This is a genomic window from Phycicoccus sp. 3266, from assembly GCF_031456495.1.
GTDB lineage: Bacteria > Actinomycetota > Actinomycetes > Actinomycetales > Dermatophilaceae > Pedococcus.
In genome coordinates this window covers 797,256-816,868 of sequence record NZ_JAVDUW010000003.1, presented here as the reverse complement: position 1 = coordinate 816,868, position 19,613 = coordinate 797,256, and the positions used below count along the sequence as shown (strand labels likewise).

19 protein-coding genes are annotated in these 19,613 nt (G+C 74.3%); all 19 read left to right on the top strand.

The genetic code is table 11. The annotated features are described in order from the left end of the window. Positions 1–596: 596 nt before the first annotated feature. The 19 genes from J2X64_RS18320 (at position 597) to J2X64_RS18230 (ending at position 19,533) form a co-directional block, all read left to right on the top strand. Positions 597–1,289: a tetratricopeptide repeat protein gene (locus J2X64_RS18320; protein WP_310157540.1), complete on the top strand. Its 693-nt coding sequence runs from the start codon at positions 597–599 to the stop codon at positions 1,287–1,289. Further along, positions 1,290–2,303: an HAD-IIA family hydrolase gene (locus J2X64_RS18315; RefSeq protein ID WP_310157538.1), complete on the top strand. Its 1,014-nt coding sequence runs from the start codon at positions 1,290–1,292 to the stop codon at positions 2,301–2,303. Between the two features lie 48 nt (positions 2,304–2,351). Then, positions 2,352–3,281 (top strand): hypothetical protein, encoded by a 930-nt coding sequence (locus tag J2X64_RS18310; RefSeq protein WP_310157536.1) that lies wholly within the window; start codon positions 2,352–2,354, stop codon positions 3,279–3,281. Further along, on the top strand, positions 3,278–3,574 hold the full coding sequence (locus J2X64_RS18305; protein ID WP_310157534.1) for a hypothetical protein: 297 nt from the start codon (positions 3,278–3,280) through the stop codon (positions 3,572–3,574). Before J2X64_RS18310 ends, J2X64_RS18305 begins: the two co-directional genes overlap by 4 nt. Next, positions 3,571–4,377, top strand: a complete 807-nt coding sequence (locus J2X64_RS18300; protein WP_310157532.1) for a TlyA family RNA methyltransferase — start codon at positions 3,571–3,573, stop codon at positions 4,375–4,377. The genes J2X64_RS18305 and J2X64_RS18300 overlap by 4 nt, the downstream gene beginning before the upstream one ends. Positions 4,378–4,393: 16 nt before the next feature. Next, a complete protein-coding gene (locus tag J2X64_RS18295) occupies positions 4,394–5,413 on the top strand; it encodes an NAD kinase (protein ID WP_310157531.1) in 1,020 nt (339 codons plus the stop codon). A gap of 105 nt (positions 5,414–5,518) precedes the next feature. Then, positions 5,519–7,237 (top strand): DNA repair protein RecN, encoded by a 1,719-nt coding sequence (recN, locus tag J2X64_RS18290; protein ID WP_310157529.1) that lies wholly within the window; start codon positions 5,519–5,521, stop codon positions 7,235–7,237. Positions 7,238–7,323: 86 nt separating this feature from the next. After that, entirely contained in the window at positions 7,324–8,508 is a 1,185-nt protein-coding gene (gene steA / locus J2X64_RS18285) for a putative cytokinetic ring protein SteA (RefSeq protein ID WP_310157526.1), read from the top strand. Continuing rightward, complete coding sequence (locus J2X64_RS18280; RefSeq protein WP_310157524.1) at positions 8,505–9,443, top strand: copper transporter; 939 nt, start codon at positions 8,505–8,507, stop codon at positions 9,441–9,443. Before steA ends, J2X64_RS18280 begins: the two co-directional genes overlap by 4 nt. 6 nt (positions 9,444–9,449) lie before the next feature. Continuing rightward, positions 9,450–10,295 carry a hypothetical protein gene (locus J2X64_RS18275; RefSeq protein ID WP_310157523.1) on the top strand — a complete coding sequence of 282 codons (846 nt, stop codon included), beginning with the start codon at positions 9,450–9,452 and terminating at the stop codon, positions 10,293–10,295. Continuing rightward, positions 10,292–11,971 carry a lipid II flippase MurJ gene (gene murJ, locus J2X64_RS18270; RefSeq protein WP_310157522.1) on the top strand — a complete coding sequence of 560 codons (1,680 nt, stop codon included), beginning with the start codon at positions 10,292–10,294 and terminating at the stop codon, positions 11,969–11,971. Before J2X64_RS18275 ends, murJ begins: the two co-directional genes overlap by 4 nt. Continuing rightward, positions 11,968–13,080, top strand: coding sequence for a glycosyltransferase family 4 protein (locus J2X64_RS18265; RefSeq protein WP_310157521.1), 1,113 nt, complete (start codon positions 11,968–11,970; stop codon positions 13,078–13,080). Before murJ ends, J2X64_RS18265 begins: the two co-directional genes overlap by 4 nt. A gap of 11 nt (positions 13,081–13,091) precedes the next feature. After that, positions 13,092–14,798, top strand: coding sequence for a CTP synthase (locus J2X64_RS18260; RefSeq protein ID WP_310157520.1), 1,707 nt, complete (start codon positions 13,092–13,094; stop codon positions 14,796–14,798). Positions 14,799–14,801: 3 nt separating this feature from the next. Beyond that, the gene (locus J2X64_RS18255; protein ID WP_397444082.1) at positions 14,802–15,473 is read left to right on the top strand and encodes an NUDIX domain-containing protein; all 672 of its coding nucleotides are present in this window, start codon (positions 14,802–14,804) and stop codon (positions 15,471–15,473) included. Between the two features lie 97 nt (positions 15,474–15,570). Next, complete coding sequence (locus J2X64_RS18250; protein ID WP_310157518.1) at positions 15,571–16,290, top strand: VOC family protein; 720 nt, start codon at positions 15,571–15,573, stop codon at positions 16,288–16,290. Further along, positions 16,287–16,694 carry a YchJ family metal-binding protein gene (locus tag J2X64_RS18245; RefSeq protein ID WP_310157516.1) on the top strand — a complete coding sequence of 136 codons (408 nt, stop codon included), beginning with the start codon at positions 16,287–16,289 and terminating at the stop codon, positions 16,692–16,694. The genes J2X64_RS18250 and J2X64_RS18245 overlap by 4 nt, the downstream gene beginning before the upstream one ends. Positions 16,695–16,810: 116 nt before the next feature. Next, the gene (gene aspS / locus J2X64_RS18240; protein WP_310157513.1) at positions 16,811–18,640 is read left to right on the top strand and encodes an aspartate--tRNA ligase; all 1,830 of its coding nucleotides are present in this window, start codon (positions 16,811–16,813) and stop codon (positions 18,638–18,640) included. Next, positions 18,640–19,095 carry an AraC family transcriptional regulator gene (locus J2X64_RS18235; protein WP_310157511.1) on the top strand — a complete coding sequence of 152 codons (456 nt, stop codon included), beginning with the start codon at positions 18,640–18,642 and terminating at the stop codon, positions 19,093–19,095. Before aspS ends, J2X64_RS18235 begins: the two co-directional genes overlap by 1 nt. Before the next feature lie 9 nt (positions 19,096–19,104). Further along, positions 19,105–19,533: a VOC family protein gene (locus tag J2X64_RS18230; protein WP_310157509.1), complete on the top strand. Its 429-nt coding sequence runs from the start codon at positions 19,105–19,107 to the stop codon at positions 19,531–19,533. Positions 19,534–19,613 lie beyond the last annotated feature (80 nt).

Here is a 19,613-nt window from a genome sequence, read left to right as displayed (position 1 = left end):
CCGATGGTACTGCACTGGTGACGGTGTGGGAGAGTAGGACGCAGCCGAACATACTTCACCAAAAGGGCCACCCATCACGGGTGGCCCTTTTGCATTCACGGGGCCCCGCGGCGCGATGCCGCGGGCGTCCGTAGACTGCCGACCGACCCGCACCACCGAGGAGTGTCCCCGTGTCCGAAGACCAGAACGGCCGCCGTGGCCAGAGCAGCCGACCGTCCTCCGGGGGTGGTCCCCGAGGCGCCGGGGGCCAGGGTGGGAGCCGCGGGTCCTACGGTGCCCGTGGCGGCTCTGCCGGCGGGAGCCGGGGCGGTTCCACCGCGGGCGGCCGTGGCGGTTCCGGCGGCGGGAGTCGAGGCGGCTCCTCCAGCGGGAGCCGCGGCGGTTCGGCCGGGGGCGGTTGGGGCGGCTCCTCCGACGGCCGGCGTGGTCCGCGTGACGACTCCCGCGGCGGGCCGGGCGCACGTCGAGGTCGCGACGACCGGGGCGGCCAGGGTCGCGACCGCGGCGCCGGCACGTTCGACAACTCCGAGCGGCGCGGTGGACCGCGCCTGGCGCCGAAGAAGCCGAAGCTTCCCGAGCCCAGGATCGCCGAGGGCGTGACGGGCAAGGAGCTCGACCGTTCTGTCCACCAGCAGCTGCGGACCCTGAGCAAGGAGAATGCCGAGGGCGTGGCCCAGCACCTCGTCATGGTGGCGGCGCTGCTCGAGGCCGAGGACTTCGAGGGAGCCGAGGCGCACGCCGAGACGGCCGTGCGCCGTGCCGGTCGGGTGCCCGCAGCACGCGAGGCCCTCGGCATGGTCGCCTACCGCAAGGGGGAGTGGGCCCGCGCCCTCAGCGAGTTCCGTACGGTGCGCCGGCTGAGCGGTTCCTCCCACCTGCTGCCGCTCATGGTCGACTGCGAGCGAGGACTGGGGCGGCCCGAGCGGGCGCTCGAGCTGGCGTCCTCACCGGAGGCCAAGACGCTGGCGGTCGAGGACCGTGTCGAGCTGGCGATCGTGGTGTCGGGCATCCGGCGCGACCTCGACCAGCCGGACGCGGCCCGTCTGGCGCTCGAGATCCCCCAGCTGCGCGGGTCGTCGCGCAAGCCGTATGCCGCCCGCCTCTCGTATGCCTACGCCGACGCGCTCCTCGCGCTGGGCCGGTCCGAGGAGGCCAGGGACTGGTTCGCCAAGGCCGTGGCCGCGGACGACGAGCTCGAGACCGACGCGGCCGACCGGCTCGCCGAGCTCGACGGGGTTGTCCTCACCGACCTGCTCGAGGGCGAGGACGACGACGAGGTGCAGTCCTAGGTGTCGGGTCTCGTCGACCACTACTCCGGTGTCGTCTGCGACCTCGATGGCGTCGTCTACCGCGGCCCGGAGGCCGTCGACCACGCGGTCGAGGCCCTGTCGGCCCTCTCGGTGCCCGTGGTGTACGCGACGAACAACGCGTCCCGGCCGCCGGAGGAGGTCGCCGCGCACCTGACCGACCTGGGCCTGCACGTCACAGGTCGCGACGTCGCGACGAGCGCGCAGGCGGGTGCTGCCGAGCTGCTGGAGCACCTACCGGCGGGTGCCGCTGTCATGGCCGTGGGTGGTGACGGCGTGCGGGAGGCCCTGCGCGACAAGGGGTTCCGCGTCGTCGACCCCGGGACTGCCGGGGCGGACCCGAGCTTGCGCCTCGGTGGCGTGCTGCAGGGGTACGGCGCGGCCGTGACCGCCTCCGACCTCGCCGAGGCCACGTATGCCGTGACCGCGGGCGCCGTCTGGGTGGCCACGAACACGGACGAGACGCTGCCCACGCACCGCGGCACGGCCCCCGGCAACGGGATGCTGGTCGCCGCCGTCCGGCGCGCTGTTGGGCGCGACCCGATCGTCGTCGGCAAGCCCTTCGCACCCCTGTACGTCCTGTGCGCGAGCCGGCTCGGGCTGTCTCCCCGCTCGCTGCTCGCGGTGGGGGACCGGCTGGAGACCGACATCGCCGGCGCGTCCGCCGCCGGGCTCGACTCGGTCTTCGTCCTGACGGGCGTCGACTCGGTCCGCACCCTGGCCCGCGCGCCGCACGACCAGCGACCGACCTACCTGCTCCCGGACCTGCGTGAGCTCAGCGAGGTCTACGTGGGCGCCGAGACCGACTACACCTGGTGGGTGTGCGGCGGCGACCGACGGCGGGTGATCGACGGTGCGTGGGACGTCGCCGCGAAGGGCACACCGATCGAGGCGGCGCGGGCGGGGATCGCCTGTCTCCACGAGGCCCTGGACGACGACGAGATCGACCTGGCGACAGCCGACCGGCTCGCCGCACAGCTGGACGAGTGGCAGTAGCGTGACACCGACGGGCGACGAGCGCCCGTCCCGGGCGGGAGGACCACCATGGCATTCGAATCCGTACGCAGCTACGTCCAGCTCGCCAGCGGGCTCGGCGAGATGACCAAGGCGCGAGCCCTCGAGGCCGCGCAGGGGCTGCTGGCCCTGCCGGGTGCCGACGAGGTGACGCGACGCGCGGTCCAGGCGTCCACGCTGGCGGACCAGCTGCTCGAGGCGGCCAAGGCCAACCGTGACAACCTCGTCGCGCTGGTGCAGTCCGAGGTCGAGGCGGCGCTCAAGCGCGCCGACGTGGCGCGGATCGCGGACGTCGAGGCCGCCCGGACCTCGTTGGCCGCGCTCACCCGCGAGCTCGCCGACCTGCGCTCCACCGTCCTGGCAGCGGGGGTGTCGGCGGTGAGCACCGCGTCGCGCACGCCGCTCGGGACCCTGGCCCGTCCTACCACCGGGGCCGTCAGCACGCGCACCGCGCACCTGGCGGAGGAGGCCACGGAGCGGCTCGGCGTCCCCGAGGTCGGCGGGGCCGTTGCCTCCGCGACGACCGCCGACCGCGCCACGACCCGCGCCGGCGCTCCCGGCTCCGCGGCGACGAGGGCCACGGCCAAGAGGGCCACCGCGAAGAAGTCGACCGCGAAGAAGGCCGCGGCGACGAAGACGACGACCGCCAAGAAGGCCACGACCGCGAAGAAGGCCGCGGCGAAGAAGTCGACCGCGAAGAAGACCGCGACGTCCACGTCCGCGGCGACGAAGTCCGCTGCCACGACGTCGGCGACGTCCGGGTCGGCGACTGCCACGAAGAAGTCCGCGGCCAGGAAGTCCGCGGCCAGGAAGTCCGCGACGAAGGCGACCGCCCCCTCGGCCGCGAGGAAGTCGGCTGCCAGGAAGTCCGCGGCGAAGAGGTCGACCGCGGCCACGTCGACGAACGGCACGAGCAGCACGTCGGCCGCCGGGTCGACGGCGACGAAGGCGACCACGTGAGCGATACCCCGAGCACCCCGAGCACCGCGAGCACCCCGGACACCGAGGCGGTCCAGGAGGACATCCGCGAGGACGACACCCGCGAGGACGACACCCGCGAGGACGACACCCGCGAGACCAGGGCGACGCCGGCCGCAGGGCTCGGCGACCGGGCGACCGGCGACATCGTGATCGACTCGGCGCTGCAGGACCTGCGCGACGCCCCGGCCGACGACCTCGACGCCCAGATCGAGGCCGGCCGCCGGGTGCACCGCACCCTGCAGGGCCGCCTGTCCGACCTCGGCGGCGAGTGACCGGGTCCGCCCGGCTCGACGTCGAGCTCGTCCGACGCGGGCTGGCCCGCTCGCGCGGCCACGCCCGCAGCCTCGTCGAGGACGGCCTCGTCAGGGTCGACGGCGACCGGGCGAGCAAGCCGTCGGCCCCGACCACCGAGGACCAACAGGTCGACGTGCTGGCCGAGGGCCCGCGCTGGGTCGGCCGCGCGGCATACAAGCTCGTCGGTGCGCTCGAGGAGTTCGGGCCACGCGGGCTGGTGGTGGAGGGGCGCCGGTGCCTCGACGTGGGGGCGTCCACCGGCGGGTTCACGCAGGTGCTGCTGCACCACGGTGCCGCCCACGTCATCGCGCTCGACGTCGGACACGACCAGCTCGTGCCGGAGGTGGCCGGCGACCCGAGGGTGACCGAGCGCTCCGGCACCACCGTGCGCGGTCTCGGCCCCGACGACATCGGCGGACCGGTCGACGTGCTCGTGGCGGACCTGAGCTTCATCTCGCTGACCCTCGTCCTGCCCGAGCTCCGCTCGCTGCTGCGCGACGACGGGGACGCGGTGGTGCTCGTGAAGCCCCAGTTCGAGGTGGGGCGCAGCCGCCTGGGCAAGGGCGGGATCGTCCGCACCCAGGGGGACCGCGCCTGGGCGGTGACCGAGGTCGCGCGGGCGGCGATCGAGGCCGGCCTGCACCCGAAGGGCCTCGCGGCCAGCCCGGTCGTGGGCACGGAGGGCAACGCCGAGTACCTCCTGTGGCTGACCCCCCGCGCCCCGGAGTCGATGGGATGGCAGGCTCTGGTGAGGGCCGCCGACGAGGTGAGCGCCCCGTGAGCGCGAAGGGAGCCCCGTGAGCACCGGAGACAACCGCAGGATCCTGCTGGTCGCCCACCCGCGCCGGCAGGAGGCCACGGCCGTCGCCCTCGGGGTGGTCGACCGCCTGCACGACGCCGGGATCGGTGTCGTCATGGCCCGCGAGGAGGCCGACGCCCTCGGGCTGTCGTCGCACCACGGCGTCACCGTCGCCGAGGGCGGCAACCCGGCACGCGGCTGCGAGCTCGTCTGCGTCCTCGGCGGCGACGGGACGATCCTGCGCGGTGCCGAGGTCTCGCGCGGCAGCGGTGCGCCGCTCCTCGGGGTGAACCTCGGGCACGTGGGCTTCCTCGCGGAGGCCGAGCGCGAGGACATCTCCGCCACGGTCGAGCACATCGTGCGACGCGCCTACACCGTCGAGGAGCGGATGACCCTCGACGTCACCGCCCACGTCGACGGCACACCGGTGTACAGCAGCTGGGCCCTGAACGAGGTCACCGTCGAGAAGGCGAACCGCGAGCGGATGCTCGAGATCGTCGCCGAGATCGACGGCCGCCCGCTCACGACCTGGGGCTGCGACGGTGTCGTCGTCGCGACGCCGACCGGCTCCACGGCATACGCGTTCTCCGCCGGGGGACCGGTGGTCTGGCCGGACGTCGAGGCGCTCCTGCTGGTGCCGATCAGCGCGCACGCGCTGTTCGCCCGGCCGCTCGTCGTGGGGCCGAGCTCCCACCTGGCGCTCGAGGTGGTCCAGGACACCCTCGGCACCGGTGCCCTGTGGTGTGACGGGCGCCGCGCGGTGGACCTGCCGCCCGGCGCGCGCATCGAGGCCGTCCGCTCGGCCACGCCGGTCCGGCTGGCGCGGCTGAGCACCTCGCCGTTCACCGACCGGCTGGTGGCGAAGTTCGACCTGTCGATCCACGGCTGGCGCGGTGAGGCCCGGCGCGAGGCCCGCCGGAGCAAGGAGCAGGGGAACGGGCGGCGGGGCGGGGGCGTACCCCCCGTGGGCAGCAGCCGCTCGGTGCCGAGTGGCGCGGCGACGCCTCCGCACGTCTAGTCCGCGGCGGCACCGCACGAAGTCGAGACGCCTCCGGACGCGGAGTCGGCGACGCTTCCGCACGCCTCGGCCGCGTCGTCACTGCTGCGTGAGAGGCTGTGCCCCGTGCTCCAGGAACTGCGGATCCAGCGACTCGGCGTCATCGACGACGCCGTGCTGGACCTGCACCCCGGGCTCAACGTCGTCACGGGTGAGACCGGCGCCGGCAAGACCATGGTCGTGACCGGCCTCGGCCTGCTGCTCGGGGCCCGCTCCGACGCCGGGCTCGTGCGGTCCGGCGAGGCCAACGCCGTCGTCGAGGGGCTCGTCGACGTGCCCGTGGACCACCCGGCGGCCGTGCGCGCCGCCGAGGCCGGGGCCGACGTGTCCGAGGGGCTGGTGCTGGTCAGGTCCGTGAGCGCCGAGGGCCGGTCCCGCGCGCACGTGGGCGGGCGCAGCGCGCCGGTGGGTGTCCTGGCCGAGGTCGGGGAGCACCTCGTGGCGGTGCACGGCCAGGCCGACCAGTGGCGGCTGCGCCAGAGCGACCAGCACCGGGCGGTGCTCGACACGTTCGGCGGGGCCGCAGTGCGCTCGGCACTGGAGGCCTACACCACCGTCTACGACGAGCACGAGGCCGCCGTCCGCGAGCTCGCCGAGCTGCGACAGCAGGGGCGCGAGCGGGCGCAGGAGATCGAGGTCCTCGAGCACGGCCTCGCCCAGCTCGAGCAGCTCGACCCGCAGCCCGGGGAGGACGCCGACCTGCGGGTCGAGGACGAGCGCCTCAGCCACGCCGAGGGCCTGCGGACCGCGTCCGCCCAGGCGCTCGTGCACCTCGCCGGGGACGAGGAGTATGCCGCCGAGCCCGTGCCGAACGCGATGGCCGTGGTGGCTGCCGCGCGGCAGGCCCTCGCGGGCGAGGTCGAGCACGACCCCGCCCTGCGCGAGCTGGACCGCCGGCTCGCGGAGGTCGGCTACCTCGTGGGCGACCTGGCGGCGGACCTCAGCTCCTACGTGACCGACGTCGACGTCGACCCCGGCCGCCTGGCCTTCGTCCAGCAGCGCCGGGCCGACCTCACCGCCCTCACCCGCAAGTACGGCGACACCATCGACGACGTCCTCGAGTGGGGCCGCACCGCCGCCCGGCGGCTGGACACGCTGCTGGGTTCAGACTCCCGGATCGAGGAGCTCGAGCAGCTCGTCGAGGAGCTCTCGGCTCGCCGCGACGCCGCCGCGACCGCCCTCACGGCCGCCCGGACCGAGGCCGCCGCGGCCCTGGCCGAGGCCGTCACCGCCGAGCTCGCCCACCTGGCCATGGGCTCGGCCACGATCGAGGTCAGGGTGTCGCCGCGGGCTGCCGGCCCGGCTCGCCACGGCGCCGACGACGTCGAGGTCATGCTCGCGGCCAACCCCGGGGCACCTGCCCGCACCGTCGCCAAGGCCGCCTCCGGTGGTGAGCTGTCGCGGGTCATGCTCGCGCTCGAGGTCGTCACGGGCGCCTCCGGCGGGGTCGACGTCCCCACCTTCGTCTTCGACGAGGTGGACGCCGGTGTCGGTGGCGCCGCGGCCCTCGACGTCGGCGCGCGGCTCGCCGCGCTCGCCCGCCACGCGCAGGTGGTTGTCGTGACCCACCTGCCGCAGGTCGCGGCATACGCGGACCGGCACCTGGTGGTGCGCAAGGCGAACGACGGGCACATCACCTCCAGCGGCGTGCACGCCGTCGAGGGGGAGGAGCGGCTGCGCGAGCTGGCCCGGATGATGGCCGGCGTCGACACCGGGACCTCGCTCGAGCACGCGCGCGAGCTGGTCGAGCAGACCACCCTGCGACGGGCAGCGGCCACGAGCTGACCCCGTCCGGACGAACGCGAGACACCCCACATCGCCCGCGTGGGGCGCACGGCCGGCTGCTCCCACCATGGGAGGATGAACGAACGATGCCACTGAAGATCCCACGCCAGCGCGCCCGTGTCCCCGAGAGCCCGGGGGTCCGCGGGCCGGTCCGCGTCGACGCCCGCACCAAGAACCTCACCAAGCGGCTGCGGCCCGGCGAGATCGCGGTGATCGACCACCAGGACATCGACAAGGTCAGTGCCGAGGCGTTGCTCGCGTGCCGCCCCGCCGCGGTCGTCAACGCCTCGCCCTCGATCAGCGGTCGCTACCCCAACCTCGGCCCGGAGATCCTCGTCGAGGCGGGCATCCCGCTCGTCGACAACGTCGGTCGTGACGTCATGCACGACCTGCACGAGGGCCAGCAGGTGCGCATCGAGGGCGGAGAGGTCTGGGTCGAGGACACCGTCGTCGCCCGCGGCCAGGCCTTCGACGAGGAGCTCGTGCAGGCCGCGATGACCGAGGCCCGCGCCGGGCTCGCCGTGCAGCTCGAGGCGTTCGCCGCGAACACCATGGAGTACCTGCGCCGGGAGCGTGAGCTGCTGCTCGACGGCGTCGGCGTCCCCGACATCACGACCGACCTCGACGGCAGGCACGCGCTCATCGTGGTCCGCGGGTACCACTACAAGGAGGACCTCAAGACCCTCCGCAGCTACATCCGCGAGTACCGGCCGGTGCTCGTGGGCGTCGACGGGGGAGCGGACGCCCTCATCGAGGAGGGCCTCAAGCCCGACATGATCGTCGGCGACATGGACTCGGTGTCCGACGCGGCGCTGCGCTGCGGGGCCGAGATCGTCGTCCACGCCTACCGGGACGGCAACGCCCCCGGGCTCGAGCGCGTGCGCCGGCTGGGCGTCGAGCCGGTGGTCTTCCCGGCGACCGGCACCAGTGAGGACGTCGCGATGCTGCTCGCCGACGACAAGGGCGCCGAGCTCATCGTCGCCGTCGGCACGCACGCCACGCTCGTGGAGTTCCTCGACAAGGGCCGCAGCGGCATGGCGAGCACCTTCCTCACCCGGCTGCGGGTGGGCGGCAAGCTCGTCGACGCCAAGGGCGTGAGCCGGCTCTACCGCTCGCGGATCTCCAACCTCACCCTCATCTTCATGCTCCTCGTGGGCCTCAGCGCGCTGTTCGCCGCGCTGTGGTCGACGACCGGCGGGCGGGCCCTGCTCCAGGTGCTCGCGGCCCGCTGGGATGACCTCTGGTCCTTCGTCGTAGGAACTGTCACGTGATCGACTTCCGCTACCACCTCGTCTCCATCGTCTCGATCTTCCTGGCCCTGGCCGTGGGGATCGTGCTCGGTGCCGGCCCCCTCAAGGAGGACCTGGGCAACACCCTGACGTCGGAGGTGAAGAACCTGCGCACCGACAAGGCCGCCCTGCGGACCGAGCTCGACGCCGCGGACAAGGCCACCAAGGCGCGCGACGACTTCACCGAGGCGAGCAACCGCAGCCTCCTGGCCGGCCGCCTCACCGACACCACCGTCAGCGTGATCGTGCTGCCCGGCGCCGACCAGGGCGTCGTCAAGTCGACCAGTGCGACGCTCGCCGCCGCCGGCGCGAAGATCGGGTCCACCGTCACCGTGCAGGACGCCTGGGTCGACCCCGACAAGGCGACCTTCCGGGCGACGCTCGGCTCGAACCTCGCCAGCGGCGTGGGCGTGCCGGTCGACGAGGGCGGCAGCGACGTCATCAACGCCGTGCTCGCGCGGTCGGTGCTGACCAAGGCCGGTTCCACGGCGCAGGGAGCGCGCGCGACCCTGGAGTCGCTGCGCACCGGCGAGCTGGTCAAGTACTCCGGCACCGTCGTCCCGTCCACGGTCGCCGTCGTCGTGGGCGGCCCGGTCGCCGGCAACAGCGCCGACGACCGCACGAACCGCGCGACCGCCCTCGCCAAGCTCGCCGGTGCGCTCGACGACGCCGGCGCCGGTGCCGTCCTCGTGGCCCCGAGCCTGGACCCCAAGGCGACGAATGCCGCGTCCGTGGTCACGACCGCGCGCGCCGACGGCGACCTCGCCAAGCAGCTGTCGACCGTCGACGACGTCGACCTGCCGATGGGCCAGGCGAGCGTGGTCTTCGGCCTGCTCGAGCAGGAGGCGGGCCGCGCCGGGCAGTACGGCCTGGCCGCCGACGCCGCCGCCGCGTTCCCGCAGCTGGCCACGAAGTAGGCAGTCGTGCGCGCCCCCGTGCCCGGACTGGTCCCCGGCCTCGTCGCCGGCGTCGCCGGGGCGCTGGCCCTGCGAGCGCTGCGCGCCGCGCCGCCCGGCGGCCCGGACCGCTGGGAGCGGACGAACCACGCCGGGCGCCCGGTGACGCTCCTCGAGGGCCCCGCGTATGCCGTCGGCGCGGCCACCGGCGCCGCCCTCCTCGGCGGCGGGCCCGGGCCGGTCCTGGCGACGACCGCCGCAGCCGCCCTCGGCGCGCTCGACGACCTCGCCGGCGACTCCAGCAGCAAGGGCCTGCGCGGCCACCTCGGAGCCCTGGCGCGGGGTCAGGTCACGACCGGGGCGGTCAAGGTGCTGGGGCTCGGCGTCACCGGCCTGGCGACGGCCGCCCTGGTGGACCGCGGGCGGCCGGACCGAGGACGGCACGACAGCGGACGGCCGGACAGCCCCAGCACGCTGGACACCCTCGTGGGCGGAGCGGTCGTGGCCGGCACCGCGAACCTGCTCAACCTGCTCGACCTGCGCCCTGGTCGCGCGCTCAAGGTCACCCTCGCGCTCGGCGCCCTGGCGGCGACGCGCCCCCGGTCGGCGGTGGCCGGGGCCTCGGCCGCCGGCGCAGCGGTCGGCCTGCTGCGTCCCGACCTGGCGGGGGAGTCGATGCTCGGCGACACCGGTGCCAACGCCGCCGGGGCACTCTTGGGCACCGCCCTGGTGCAGGGTGCCGGGCGTCGCGGGCGCTGGGCCGCCCTGGCGGTGCTGGTCGGGCTCACCCTCGCCTCGGAGAAGGTGTCCTTCACGAGGGTCATAGAGTCGACACCCGTGCTGCGCGAGCTGGACGCCCTGGGGCGCCCGTGACCGCGACGTCCGTCGGGACCTCCATCGCGCGTGCGGCCGGCATCATCGCCGTCGCCACGCTGCTGAGCCGCATCGCCGGCTTCGCCCGGACGCTGGTGTTCTCCCAGAACGTCGGCACGACGAGCGTCGGCGACGTCTACCAGACCGTGAACCTCGTCCCCAACGTCGTCTACGAGGTCGCCGCCGGGGGTGTGCTCGCCGCGGTCGCCGTGCCGCTCATCGCCGGCCAGCTCGGGCTCGGCAGGGAGCGGGAGGCGGACGAGACCGCCTCGGCCCTGCTGTCGTGGGCCGTCGTGGTGCTGCTGCCGCTCAGCCTGCTGCTCGCCCTCGCGTCGCCGTGGTTGAGCCGCGCCCTGCTCGGAGCCGGTGCGTCCGGGCCCGAGGCGACCCTCGGCCGGCACATGCTCGTGCTGTTCGCCCCGCAGGTCCTGCTCTACGGCGTCGGCATCGTGCTCAGCGGCGTCCTGCAGGCCCGGCGCCGGTTCCTCGCGGCGGCGCTCGCCCCGCTGCTGTCCAGCCTCGTCGTCATCGCGTCCTACCTGACCTACGGCCAGCTGGTCGACACGTCGGCGACGACCGCGTCCACCGTGTCCGACGGTGCGGTGTGGGTGCTCGCCGGCGGCACCACGCTCGGCGTCGTGGTACTCAGCCTGCCGCTGATCGTCCCGACCCTGCGGGCGGGCGTGCGGCTGCGGCCCACCCTGCGCTTCCCCGACGGGGCGGCGCGCCGTGCCCGGTCGCTCGCCGGTGCGGGCGTCGTGGCGCTGCTCGCCCAGCAGGGTGCGGTGCTGGCCACCCTCTGGGTCACCCACCACCGCACCGACGCCGTCGGCGCGGTCAACGTGTACTCCTACGTCCAGGCCGTCTACCTGCTCCCGTATGCCGTGCTCGCGGTGCCGATCGCGACGTCGGCGTTCCCCGCACTGGCGCACACGGCTGCGGCGGAGTCCGCCGACGCCGAGCTCCTCCCCGGGACGGCCGCACGCGACACCCTCGCCCGCAGCCTGCGCGGGATCCTGCTGCTGGTGTCGGGCGCGGCGGCGGTGCTGATGGCGGTCGCCCAGCCGGTCGGGGAGTTCTTCCACTCGATCGACCCCGGTGCCCGTGGGGCGACCCCCGGTACGAGGGGCTCCGGCGCGGACGCACTGGCCGCGCTCCCCGGCGCCCTCTCGGCATACGCTCCCGGGGTCGTGGGCTTCGCGGTGGCGGCGCTGCTCACCCGCGCCCTGTACGTCCGCGGGCGCCCGCTCTACGCCGCCCTCGCGGTCGCCGCCGGGTGGGCGGTCACGGCACTCGGCCCGATCGCGCTGCTGCCGGAGGGGTCCAGCGCCGCGTCCACGCTCGGGGTCCTCGGCGTCTCCTCGACGGTGGGCATGACCCTGTCTGCCGCCGTGCTCGCCCTGCTGGTGCGGCAGGCGTGGGGTCCGGAGGCGCTGGCCGGCAGCGGCCGCACGCTGGGCACCGCGCTCGTCGGCGTCGCGGTCGGGTTCGGGGTCGGTGACGCTGTGGCCCGGTCGATGCAGCCGCAGGGCGTGGTCTCCTCCCTCGCGGTGGGCGTGGCCGTGGCGATCCTGACCGGCCTGTCGTACCTCCTCGTGATGGCGGTGGGGGACCGGCGCTCGGTGCAGGCGCTGCGTGAGCGGGGCCGTCGCCGTCGCCGCGGAGGGGCTGCGTGAGGGTCGTCCAGCTGCTCGGTCGCAGCACCGGCGGCATCGGCACCCACGTGGTCGAGCTCAGCCGGGACCTGCGTGCCCTGGGCGACGACGTCGCGGTCGTCACCGACCGCCTCACGGCGAGCACCTTCGGGCTGCCCGACGCGCTGGTGGCGTGGCCCGGGGGAGACGGTGGCGTCCGCGGAGCCCTCCGCTCCCTGCGCACCATCCGGCGCACCGCAGGCTCCGCAGACGTGCTGCACGCCCACGGCCACCAGGCCGGCCTCGTCGGCGTCGTGGCGACCCTGGGACTGCGCACCCCGGTGGTCGTGAGCCAGCACAACGCCGTCCTCGCGAGGGGCTGGCGCCGCCGGCTGCTCGACCTCGCCCAGCGGGTCGTGGCCCGTCGGGCCGACCTCGTGACGGGGGCGAGCAGCGACCTGGTCGCCGAGGCGCGTCGCCTCGGGGCGCGCGACGCGCGGCTGGCGGCGGTCCCCTCGCCGCGGGTGCCCACCCTCTTGTCCACGACACCCGCCGACGACGGGGAGCGCCGGACCCTGGCGCGGGACCTGTTGCGCGAGAACGGCATCGACGCCACTGACGGTGTGCGGCTGGTCGTCACCGTGGCCCGCATCGCGCCGCAGAAGGACCTCGACACGCTCGTCGAGGCGACCGGCGCGTTCGTCCCGCAGGCCGTCTGGGTGGTCGTCGGCGGTGGCGACCAGCTCCTGCTCGCCCGGCTGTCGCAGCGAGCCGGGCGGGACGGGCTCCCCGTCCACTTCGTGGGGCCGCAGGCGGACCCGGACGCGTGGCTGCGGGCCGCCGACGTGTTCGTGCTCACGTCCCGCTGGGAGGCGCGGGCCCTGGTCGTCCAGGAGGCGATGGCGGCGGGCGTGCCCGTCGTGGCGACCGACACCGGCGGGCTGCGCGACCTCGTGGAAGGGGCCGGCACGCTCGTGCCGGTCGGTGACGCGGCAGCCGTCGCGCAAGCCGTCACGGCATACCTCGGCGACCCGGAGGCCCGCCGCGCGGCGGTGGAGGCGGGCCGCGAACGGGCCGGATCGTGGGACGACGGCGAGCAGACGGCGCGTCGCTGGCACGAGTGGTACCGAGGCATGCTCCGGATGACGTAGGCTTGAATCCCGTGGTGGAGCAGACGAAACACATCTTCGTGACCGGGGGCGTTGCCTCTTCGCTCGGCAAGGGCCTCACGGCTTCCAGCCTCGGACACCTGCTCCGCGCCCGCGGCCTGCGGGTCACGATGCAGAAGCTCGATCCCTACCTCAACGTGGATCCCGGGACGATGAACCCGTTCCAGCACGGTGAGGTGTTCGTCACCGACGACGGGGCCGAGACCGACCTCGACATCGGCCACTACGAGCGCTTCCTCGACGTGCCGCTCGTGGGCAAGGCGAACGTCACGACCGGCCAGGTCTACAGCGACGTCATCGCCAAGGAGCGCCGCGGCGAGTACCTCGGCGACACGGTCCAGGTGATCCCGCACATCACCAACGAGATCAAGGCCCGCATGCGTGCGCAGGCCGCCGGCAGCGCGGGCGTCAGCAGCGCCGACGCGCCCGACGTGATCATCACCGAGATCGGCGGCACCGTCGGCGACATCGAGTCCCTGCCGTTCCTCGAGGCCGCCCGCCAGGTCCGCCACGACGTGGGCCGCGACAACGTCTTCTTCCTGCACGTCTCGCTCGTGCCGTACCTCGCGCCCAGCGGCGAGCTCAAGACCAAGCCCACGCAGCACTCGGTCGCAGCGCTCCGCCAGGTCGGCATCCAGCCCGACGGGCTCGTGCTGCGCGCCGACCGCGAGATCCCCGAGGGCATCAAGCGCAAGATCTCGCTCATGTGCGACGTCGACACCGAGGCCTGTGCCGCGGCCGTCGACGCTCCCAGCATCTACGACATCCCGAAGGTCCTGCACAAGGAGGGCCTGGACGCGTACGTCATCCGCCGCCTCGGCCTGCCGTTCCGGGACGTCGACTGGCACGACTGGGACGAGCTGCTGCGCCGGGTGCACAACCCCGAGCACGAGGTCGAGATCGCCCTCGTCGGCAAGTACATCGACCTGCCCGACGCCTACCTCTCGGTCACCGAGGCGCTGCGCGCCGGCGGCTTCCACCACGACGCCAAGGTCGCGATCCGCTGGGTCGCCAGCGACGAGTGCCAGACCGAGCTCGGCGCCCAGAAGGCGCTCGGCGGGGTCGACGCGGTGCTCGTCCCCGGCGGCTTCGGCGTGCGCGGCATCGAGGGCAAGGTCGGCGCGCTGCGCTGGGCCCGCGAGCGCCAGGTGCCGACCCTGGGCATCTGCCTCGGCCTGCAGTGCATGGTGATCGAGTACGCCCGCAACGTCGCCGGCATCGAGGGTGCGAGCTCGACCGAGTTCGACCCGCAGACGCCCGCCCCGGTCATCGCGACCATGGAGGAGCAGAAGGCGTTCGTCGAGGGCGCCGGCGACCTGGGCGGCACGATGCGCCTCGGCGCGCAGGAGGCCAAGCTGCTCGACGGCTCGATCGTCGCCGAGGCGTACGGCTCGACCACCGCCACCGAGCGCCACCGCCACCGCTACGAGGTCAACAACGAGTACCTCGACCAGCTCACCAAGGCCGGCCTCGTCGTCAGCGGCACCCACCCCGAGTGGGGCCTGGTGGAGTTCGTCGAGCTCGACCGCGGCGAGCACCCGTACTACGTGGCGACCCAGGCGCACCCGGAGTTCAAGTCGCGGCCGCACCGCGCGCACCCGCTCTTCGCGGGGCTCGTGGGTGCTGCCCTCGACGCGCAGCGTGCCTCGCGGCTCGTCGAGGTCGAGCGGCCCAAGGTCGCCGCCGACGCGAACGCCTGACCGGTGGACGCAACGGGCGCCGAGGGGCCTGCCGGCGAGCTCGCCGACCGGTTCGAGGGCCGTCCCGTCGTCTCCACCGAGGTGGCGATGCACGGCCTCGTGTGCGACGTCGTGCGCGACCGCGTCGACCTCGGTGAGGCCGGCGAGGTCACCCGTGAGTACGTGCGCCACCCCGGCGCCGTGGCCGTCGCCGCACTCGACGAGCGGGGCCGGATCTGCCTGATCCAGCAGTACCGGCACCCGGTACGGGCGTTCGAGTGGGAGATCCCCGCTGGCCTGCTCGACGTCGACGGGGAGGCGCCGCACCTCGCCGCGGCCCGCGAGCTGCACGAGGAGGCGGACCTCACCGCCGGGACGTGGAACGTCCTCGCCGACTACGTGAGCTCCCCGGGGGGCCTCGACGAGGGCCTGCGCATCTTCCTCGCCCGCGACCTGGCGGAGGTGCCCCACGCCGAGCGCCACGACCGCGACGGCGAGGAGCTGGGTATGCCGGTGCGCTGGGTCGCGCTCGAGGAGGTCCGCGACGCGGTGCTCGCCGGGCGCGTGCACAACGCGACCCTGGCCATCGCAGCCCTGGCGGCGCTCGCCGCCCGTGACCTCGACTGGTCGACGCTGCGCCCGGCCGACGCCCCCTGGCCCGGGCACCCCGGCCTGCGCGAGGCGGGGGAGCGCTAGCCCGGGCACTCGCCCAGCGCTCCGACCTGCGCCGATGCCGGGCACCGGTCGGCCGGTGTGGACGCGTGGCCTCGGCCGACCCCCTAGTCTCGGGGGCATGTTCCTCGAGAACGTCGTCGTCGACTCCGCAGACCCCGGCCGCCTGGGCCGGTTCTGGGAGCGCGCGCTCGGCGCCACGACCCTGACCGACGAGCCGGAGGGCTACGAGACGCGCCTGGCGGTCGAGGGCGGTCCCGTCCTCGACCTGTGCTTCCAGCGCGTCGGGCACCCGTCGACCGCCGCTCCGAGGCTGCACCTCGACCTGTACGGCGGCCCGGACCGGGACGCCGTCGTCGAGCGCCTGCTCGCGCTGGGCGCCTCGCACGCCGACATCGGGCAGGGCGACGTGCCGTGGGTGGTCCTGGCCGACCCCGAGGGGCACCCGTTCTGCGTCCTCGAGGCGCGTCCGAGCTACCGCGACACCGGCCCCGTCGCCGCGATCCCCGTCCTGGGCGGCGACCCCGAGCAGGTGGCGTCGTTCTGGTCCGAGCTGAGCGGCTGGCAGCGGTACGACGGCGTCGAGCCGGTCTCGCTGCGCCACCCCAGCGGTCGTGGCCTCGTACTCGAGTTCTTCCCCGAGGACGAGCCGAAGCGGGACAAGAACCGGATGCACCTCGACCTGCGCCTGGAGGCCGCCGACGACCGCGACGCGGTGTTCGCCCGCGTGCAGGAGCTCGGCGCCCGCCGGCTCGAGCACGACTGGGGCGACCTGCCGTGGACCAGCTTCACCGACCCGGCCGGCAACGAGTTCTGCATCCTGCCCGCGAGCACCGCGTGAGCGCCTTCGGGTCCGCGGCCGCTGTACCGCGAGAGTGCCCGTGCGGCAGCGGGCGGGCCTACGCGAGCTGCTGCGCACCGCTGCACCACGGTGAGCGCGAGGCCGAGACCGCGGTGGAGCTGATGCGCTCGCGGTATGCCGCGTACGCCGTGGGCGACGAGGCATACCTCCTGCGCACCTGGCACCCCCGGACCCGGCCGGCCGACCTCGGGCTCGGCCGGGCGGGGACCCCGCGCTGGCTCGGGCTCAGCATCCTCGCGACGGCGGACGGCAACGAGGGGGACTCGGTGGGTGAGGTCGAGTTCGAGGCCCGGCACGTGGGCGGGGTGATGCGCGAGCGCAGCGCCTTCACGCGCAGGGCCGGTCACTGGGTCTACGTCGACGGCACCGTCGAGGACGACTGACAGCGGCCGGCGGCGGGCGGCAAACCGGTTCGTCGGGCCGCGTGACCGGTCCGTAGGATGGGCGGGCTGCCGGGCCGTCCCGGCACCGAACCCCGGCCCCGATCGAAGGACTCCTCGTGCTCCGCACCCATGAGGCCGGCACCCTGCGTGCCGACCACTCCGGCCAGACCGTCACGCTCACGGGCTGGGTGGCCCGGCGGCGCGATCACGGCGGAGTGGCCTTCCTCGACCTGCGCGACGCCAGCGGGGTCGCCCAGGTGGTCGCGCGCGACGAGGTGCTCGCCCAGGGTGGGGCGCACGACCTGCGCAACGAGTACTGCGTCCGCGTCGTCGGCGAGGTGCGCACGCGCCCCGAGGGCAACGCCAACCCCGACCTGCCCACGGGCGAGATCGAGGTCCTGGCCGGCACCATCGAGGTGCTCAACCCCAGCGCGCCGCTGCCGTTCCAGATCGACGAGCGCGTGACCGTCGGCGAGGAGGCGCGCCTCAAGCACCGCTACCTCGACCTGCGCCGCCCGGGTGCGTCGTCCGCCGGCTCGGCCATCCGCCTGCGCTCCAAGGTCAACGCAGCGGCCCGCAAGGTCCTCGGCGAGCGCGACTTCGTCGAGATCGAGACCCCGACCCTGACCCGCTCGACGCCGGAGGGTGCCCGCGACTTCCTCGTTCCGGCCCGCCTGGCGCCCGGTTCCTGGTACGCCCTCCCGCAGAGCCCGCAGCTGTTCAAGCAGCTGCTCATGGTCGCCGGGATGGAGCGGTACTACCAGATCGCCCGCTGCTACCGCGACGAGGACTTCCGCGCGGACCGCCAGCCCGAGTTCACCCAGCTCGACATCGAGATGTCCTTCGTCGAGCAGGACGACGTGCTCGAGCTCGGCGAGGCCGTGGTCAAGGAGGTCTGGCAGCTCATCGGCGTCGACCTGCCCACGCCGTTCGCGCGCATGACGTATGCCGAGGCGATGGCCCGGTTCGGCTCGGACAAGCCCGACCTGCGGTTCGGCACCGAGCTCGTCGACTGCACCGAGTACTTCAAGGACACCCCGTTCCGGGTCTTCCAGGCCGAGTACGTCGGCGCGGTCGTCATGCCCGGCGGTGCGTCGCAGCCGCGCAAGCAGCTCGACGCCTGGCAGGACTGGGCCAAGAGCCGTGGCGCGAGGGGCCTCGCGTACGTCCTCGTCCAGGAGGACGGCACCCTCGGCGGCCCGGTGGCCAAGAACCTCACCGACGCCGAGCGCGACGGCCTCGCCGCGCACGTGGGCGCCCAGCCGGGCGACTGCGTCTTCTTCGGTGCGGGCTCGGCGCGCTCCAGCAGGGCGCTGCTCGGCGCCGCGCGCCTCGAGATCGGCCGCCGCTGCGGGCTCATCGACGAGGACGCCTGGTCGTTCCTCTGGGTCGTCGACGCCCCGCTCTTCGAGCCGTCGTCGGAGGCCGTGGCCGCCGGTGACGTCGCGGTCGGCGCCGGCGCCTGGACCGCGGTGCACCACGCGTTCACCTCGCCGAAGAAGGAGTTCGAGGACACCTTCGACACCGACCCCGGCCCGGCCCTCGCCTACGCCTACGACATGGTCTGCAACGGCAACGAGATCGGCGGTGGCTCGATCCGTATCCACCGCCGCGACGTGCAGGAGCGGGTCTTCAAGGTCATGGGCCTGTCGCAGGAGGACGCCCAGGAGAAGTTCGGCTTCCTCCTCGACGCCTTCCAGTACGGCGCCCCGCCGCACGGCGGCATCGCCTTCGGCTGGGACCGCATCGTCTCGCTGCTCGCGCACACCGAGTCGATCCGGGACGTCATCGCGTTCCCGAAGTCCGGAGGCGGCTACGACCCGCTGACCGCCGCGCCGGCGCCGATCACGCCGGAGCAGCGCAAGGAGGCCGGGGTCGACGCCAAGCCGGCCGACAAGGCCGCCGCGCCCCAGGGCGCCGACGAGGTCAACCCGAAGCAGAGCTGATGGACCGCGCGCCCGGCGACGTGCTCGTGCACCTGCGCCGGGCGCGCGACCACGCCGACCGCCACTACACCGAGCCGATCGGGCTCGACGAGCTGGCGGCGGTCGCCGGGCTGAGCAAGTACCACTTCCTGCGGCTCTTCCGGTCGGCCTACGGCCGCACGCCCGCGGCATACCTCAGCGAACGGCGGGTCGAGCGCGCCCAGGACCTGCTGCGCGCCACCAACCTCACGGTGACCGAGGTCTGCCACGCGGTGGGGTTCAGCAGCCTCGGCTCGTTCAGCAGCCGGTTCCGCGAGGTCGTGGGGGAGAGCCCGAGTGAGTTCCAGCGCCGGTATGCCGCGGGCGCGCCGCACATCCCCGGCTGCTACGTCTTCATGTGGGGCCTCGTCGAGCGGAGCCCCGAGCCGGCGACCTCCGCAATCGAGGAGAAGCAGCCGGGGCGGGACGACTCCTAGGCTCGCCGCATGATCACGAACATCAGCATCGTCAGCGTCTTCGTCAAGGACGTCGACGAGTCCAAGAAGTTCTACACCGACGTCCTGGGCTTCGAGGAGAAGGACGACATCACCCTCGGCGAGGGCTACCGGTGGTGCACCGTGGTCCACCCCAGCCAGCCCGAGCTGCAGGTCCACCTCGCCGTCCCCGGTCCGCCACTGGCGCCCGAGCTGGTCGACGCCATCCGCCGGTCGCAGGACCAGGGCGGCATGAACGGCGTCGGGCTGAACGTCGACGACTGCCAGAAGACCTACGAGGAGCTGTTGGCGAAGGGGGTCGAGTTCCTCCAGCCGCCGTCGCAGCGGCCGTACGGCACCGAGGCGCTGTGCCGGGACAACTCCGGGAACTGGCTCGTGCTCGTCCAGCCCAGCGAGTACACCCCCGCCGACTTTGCCTGAGCGACCAGGTCCACGCGCCCCGGCCCCAGCGCCCCGGCCCCGGCGCCCCGGGCCCAGCGGGCCGGCACGCGCGCCTCGGC

Excerpts from the sequence above, each read along its gene's own strand:
- steA (WP_310157526.1), top strand. The coding sequence starts at position 7,324 with ATGCCACTGAAGATCCCACGCCAGCGCGCCCGTGTCCCCGAGAGCCCG.
- J2X64_RS18230 (WP_310157509.1), top strand. The coding sequence starts at position 19,105 with ATGATCACGAACATCAGCATCGTCAGCGTCTTCGTCAAGGACGTCGAC.
- J2X64_RS18235 (WP_310157511.1), top strand. The coding sequence starts at position 18,640 with ATGGACCGCGCGCCCGGCGACGTGCTCGTGCACCTGCGCCGGGCGCGC.
- J2X64_RS18250 (WP_310157518.1), top strand. The coding sequence starts at position 15,571 with ATGTTCCTCGAGAACGTCGTCGTCGACTCCGCAGACCCCGGCCGCCTG.
- J2X64_RS18310 (WP_310157536.1), top strand. The coding sequence starts at position 2,352 with ATGGCATTCGAATCCGTACGCAGCTACGTCCAGCTCGCCAGCGGGCTC.